Below are 398 nucleotides of genomic sequence, written 5' to 3'. Positions count from 1 at the left end.
GTCTAATCGTCTTATGTGGTCGCACTATGCAAATGGCTTAAGCGGGCTTGTCATTGTATTTGACTAGGCAGCTCTGATCGATAGCTTAGATCATTATCATGGTGTTCCTGTTCTGTTGTCTACGATTGCTCACGTGTATTTAATACGTATAAACTTTTACTCTGATTTAGCTGAATTAGTGGAAAATAACAGCCCTACATTGGGTCAGTTACTAAGCATTAAATCTGTTGTTTGGGTGTACGTGTCAGAGCTTCGATTATGTACTAAAGAGTCAATGGTGAACTACGACCCTAAAGTTATTTCACGGGTTGTTATAGGTGTGAAGATGAGTCAGCGGGATACAGAGATACAGCTGTCACTTCTTAGGGGGCATCCAGTGCTTGATAAAGTGTTGGTAG

At 41.0% G+C, this 398-nt stretch carries 1 protein-coding gene; it reads left to right on the top strand.

The window, feature by feature from the left end; genetic code table 11:
- Positions 1–178: 178 nt before the first annotated feature.
- Positions 179–398, top strand: a 220-nt coding sequence (locus UF05_RS26600) for a hypothetical protein (protein WP_231640438.1), incomplete at its 3' end; no start/stop codon positions are given.

This window comes from Vibrio sp. S457-15, from assembly GCF_000960545.1.
Classification (GTDB): Bacteria; Pseudomonadota; Gammaproteobacteria; order Enterobacterales; family Vibrionaceae; genus Vibrio; species Vibrio parahaemolyticus.
The sequence above is the reverse complement of the archived record's forward strand: the minus strand, read 5'-3'. Positions and strand labels throughout refer to the sequence as shown.